General features: G+C 43.3%; 4 protein-coding genes. All 4 read left to right on the top strand.

The window, feature by feature from the left end; genetic code table 11:
- The first annotated feature begins 179 nt into the window (after positions 1 to 179).
- The 4 genes from ABW391_RS28770 to ABW391_RS28785 all read left to right on the top strand — a co-directional run bounded on the left by ABW391_RS28770 (position 180) and on the right by ABW391_RS28785 (position 3,493).
- Positions 180 to 824 (top strand): lytic transglycosylase domain-containing protein, encoded by a 645-nt coding sequence (locus ABW391_RS28770; RefSeq protein ID WP_353485359.1) that lies wholly within the window; start codon positions 180 to 182, stop codon positions 822 to 824.
- A 1,096-nt stretch (positions 825 to 1,920) separates the two neighbouring features.
- The gene (locus ABW391_RS28775) at positions 1,921 to 2,280 is read left to right on the top strand and encodes a uracil-DNA glycosylase family protein (protein WP_353485356.1); all 360 of its coding nucleotides are present in this window, start codon (positions 1,921 to 1,923) and stop codon (positions 2,278 to 2,280) included.
- A gap of 233 nt (positions 2,281 to 2,513) precedes the next feature.
- Positions 2,514 to 3,011: a hypothetical protein gene (locus ABW391_RS28780; protein WP_353485357.1), complete on the top strand. Its 498-nt coding sequence runs from the start codon at positions 2,514 to 2,516 to the stop codon at positions 3,009 to 3,011.
- A gap of 23 nt (positions 3,012 to 3,034) precedes the next feature.
- The gene (locus tag ABW391_RS28785) at positions 3,035 to 3,493 is read left to right on the top strand and encodes a hypothetical protein (RefSeq protein ID WP_353485358.1); all 459 of its coding nucleotides are present in this window, start codon (positions 3,035 to 3,037) and stop codon (positions 3,491 to 3,493) included.
- Positions 3,494 to 4,062 lie beyond the last annotated feature (569 nt).

A 4,062-nucleotide genomic window follows, 5' to 3' on the forward strand; every position in this document is an offset into this window, starting at 1 on the left:
CGCCGCGATACAGAATCCACCAAAGTTGCGACCGCCGATGCATTGGTGTTCATCAAAGGCAAGCTAGGGCTGTGAAGGCAGTGATTGTCCCCGGCTGTCATTGCGGCCTTGTGCCGCAATCCATGAACCCGAACTCTAGCGACGACCTGAGAAGTCATGGATCCCGGGTCGAGCCCGGGATGACAGCTCAGAGGCAACACCCTGGTAATTTCACCAGAAGAAAAGCCCTGCAAGCCTGTATCATTGGGTGCAGCCAGCTATTATTTACAGAGCATTCAAACGCTGGCGCGCAAATTGAAGAGCCATTGATCGACTCAGTGCGTACGGCGCTGAGCTCTGCCATTGCCAACCAGGCACCGCCAATACCCGAGTTCAAGGATACCGAGGCCAAGCTCAGTCACCTGCGCTGGCTGGCCGCCATGAGCGACCGGCTGCTGACCAAAAAATCCGAGCTCCAAATCCGCAAGGAGTTTTTGCAAACCGTCTGGTACGAAAGCAAGCGCGCCGGGCTGGACACGGCTTTGGTGCTCGGCCTGATTCAGGTTGAAAGCAACTTTCGCAAATTCGCCGTCAGCGTCGCCGGCGCGCGCGGTTACATGCAGGTCATGCCGTTCTGGACGCGGGTGATTGGTGATGGCGATGCGAGCAAGCTGTTTCACATGCAAACCAATTTGCGCTTTGGCTGCGTCATTTTGCGGCATTACCTGGACCGCGAAAAAGGTGACTTGTTCATGGGTCTGGGCCGCTACAACGGCTCACGCGGCAAAGCGCCCTACCCCGATGCGGTGCTGGCTGCGAGACGAAAGTGGGAGTTCAATGGCTAATTCGATTTTCACATCATTCGTGAACGCAAAGGCGAAGCGACGACAGTACAAACGTACGGCCAGCGAAGCCGAGATCAGGTCGGTGTTGTTGGCAGCCTCAGCCGGCAGCATTTTGCCCCGAAGGCTTGATCATTGTGCGGGTGGCGACTGACAAGCCTTTTGTCGGCGACGTACGCCGTGAGCAGGCCTGGTGTGCGGCAAGCTGTGCAAGCCTGCGACCATGCCCCCGCCCAGCCTGCGCTTCAAGTCATCATGCCACATTGCCTCCCGCCGCCGTGGTGTTCACCGTCACGGTTTGCTCTGTGCAAAAGCGCTGCAGGTAATGCGGACCACCCGCCTTGGGCCCCGTATCGCTCAAGCCCTCGGCACCGCAGCCATTTCAAAAGCAGTTTCACCGGCCAACGACTAACCCAGATCAGGAGTTTTCAAGATAAACACCAACACGAACTGTGTCTACCCAGAGTCAAATGGATAAGCACAAATCGGTGTCATCACAAAGTATTATCGCCACACTCTGCAGGTGGGCAAGCAAGGCGAATTTTTTCAAGACTTATTTGCACGTACGTGATTTATGGTGAATTTACAACATCTAAATCAGCGTAAAAGTTGGATTTTGCTTCAAAGGAAGTCAATGGTTTGACTTTAATGATAGCCGAAGTAACAATCGAAAGCAAAGAGAAGAGATAAAATGACACAAAAAAATTTCTCAACTCCACCGATTCCATCTTTTATTTTTTCATTCAAGGGCATAAATGTGCCATTAAATGAAAATAATAAAACTGCACGATGGATTAATGCTTTTAATGATGAATATATTGGTAGTAAAGTAATAAATTTTTACCCAACAGAAACATTATTCGGGGATTGAAACGGCGAAATTCTAATTCTCGCGCAAGACGCATTACCTGCATCGGCACTCAAAAAACTTATTTTAACTCACTTACAAAATGGGGATCCAAAGGAATTTGCATGGCGTCACGCAAGCAGAGAAATCAATGGAGATAAGAAAGGTTATAGAACCAATGATTCATTACGTAACCTTGTAAGTAAATACGCAGAAGGCTGCGGTGTTTTATACGGATCAGCTGCGGCTAATATGCTGTACGAAGATGGTTGTGAAAAATATAGCCAAGTATTGAGAGGCTTTAAGGATAATCAACTACAGAGTTATTTAATCGATGTTTTAAGTTGGGTTGTAAAAAATATGCCAAAATTAAAATGCATTATGTGTCTTGGGGAAAAAGCTTGGCAGGTTGTTAATGTCACAGGGCAAACACGATTTGTACATAATTTTAAATCAATGAGGGAATCAGGCCAAAAAGTCGTCACAATGATTTCAAATAGAAAAATTTCGATTATTCCTGCTTATCACCCTGCTGCCAGAGTAAGTACTCAAGAACGGAGAAGAAATTGGGAATCTCTCACTGAATTATTGAAAAATCAAACCACCCAATAATTGCAATTAAATATTAGTCATAACGATTGCCATTTAATGACGTGTTTTTAAAGGCTAACAAATTGAAAAATGCTCGGCTTAAATAAAATTTAGATCATAATTTGACAAAGAAACGATCGCAGCATCAATAATAGAAATAAAGCATCAAATCCAAGGATTAATAATGCCAAAGAAAGATACCTCAATAAAAGTTTCACCAGTTATTTCCCTCACTCAGACCGAGGTTCGTGAGGATGGCACTGTCGTCTAAAAAAAGAGTAAAGCCTTTAGCTTATTCTTTAATTAATTGGGTAAAGCGTTATAAAAACTTGCCTGATACCATTGACATCGCTGACGGCGAGGATTCTGCTCAATTTGAAATTTTAGTTAACTCTTATGACGGAAAATTTGCATATCCGTGCTACTTTAATACCGATGAAGAAAATGGTTTTATTATGTTTTACATGTTCTATTATGACGATCTGATTTCAAAACCAAAAGAAGAAAAAGTAATAAAATTAGTACTTGATCGAAACCTCCAATGCATAACTGGACAAATTCAAATTATAGAAGGAGAATCAGGAAAATCAATTCGTTATTATCTTGGCATTTGTGTCAAAGGTATAGCTTCGGATGATCCAAATTACTCTGGCGAATTTCAGATTAGTCCCCTGATTTACCAAAATATGTTTGATAATGGTATTGACTTTATGAATAATTTTGTCCAAGAATTCAAAGACACTTTAAGCTAAAATTAATTAACAAGGAAGAAGCTATGTTAAATACGAATAGAAATACAAGTTATAGGTTAGATTGCAAAAAGTCATTTTGTAGAGAAATCCAATTTTCTGGTTACGGCGGGAAGATTTATTGCAATTATTATTGGTTACACGCATCGCTTACTCTTAATACTACTCCTATATTTGTAGACGATAAGGCACTTATAGTCGATATTTTAGCAGTCGACTTTAACGGATCGATCTTTCCACGCGGTGGTGAGCGCTGGGAGAAACTAGAGGATAAGATTGATCGTAAAGTTCAAAAAATATTTGACTCAGTAGCTGAGATGGGTGAACCAGCATCTGTAGATGGTCGCGATAAATGTATTAGTAAAGCTGTTATTTTAAAACTTTCTAAGCTTGGTTTTGAAATCGAAAGTGATAATTTTTTTATTGATAAAAAATTTAAAGATCCTCACACAGGAAATGTAGTCGCTGAAGTCACAGGGCTATAGTTAGGTTTTTATTAGTCAGACAAACTGGGCGGCTGACTCAGTTTTCAACGACAGTCAATGTTCTTCAATATTGTATTTAATTGAAATTTAATTTATTACACAAAGATAAAAAACACGTGAAACCACGTTGTTGGTAAGCCGAATACACGGTATTAACTGGCATTTGGTAAGGGAGACTGCGCGATACAACTCAGGTTGCGGCCCGATCGGTTCAACTTAATGATTAGGAGACCATCAGTTTGTTCCCAGAATCTGTCATATTCAGTGCAGCGACCAGCTCGCTTTTGGTATCCTGATGGCGGTGCTGTCTAAATCTAAAATCTTGGCGTACTTGCAATGCCCCAAGCGATTGTGGCTTGAAGTGCATCAGCCAGGCTTGCGTGCTGATTCAAGCGCAACCACAGCAAATTTCGCTGCCGGTCACTCAGTCGGCGACGTATCCCGCAAGATTTACGACCCGAATAACCAGGGAATCTACCTGGACATCAAAACGCTTGGTTTGAAGGGCTTGATCGCCGCTACCCAGACGGCGCTTGCTGAGCGAAAAATCATATTTGAGGCAGGGTACC

The organism is Haliscomenobacter sp., assembly GCF_040403615.1.
Lineage (GTDB): Bacteria > Bacteroidota > Bacteroidia > Chitinophagales > Saprospiraceae > Haliscomenobacter.

Coding starts and splice junctions, on each gene's coding strand:
- ABW391_RS28770 (WP_353485359.1), top strand. CDS start 180: ATGACAGCTCAGAGGCAACACCCTGGTAATTTCACCAGAAGAAAAGCC.
- ABW391_RS28775 (WP_353485356.1), top strand. CDS start 1,921: ATGCTGTACGAAGATGGTTGTGAAAAATATAGCCAAGTATTGAGAGGC.
- ABW391_RS28780 (WP_353485357.1), top strand. CDS start 2,514: ATGGCACTGTCGTCTAAAAAAAGAGTAAAGCCTTTAGCTTATTCTTTA.
- ABW391_RS28785 (WP_353485358.1), top strand. CDS start 3,035: ATGTTAAATACGAATAGAAATACAAGTTATAGGTTAGATTGCAAAAAG.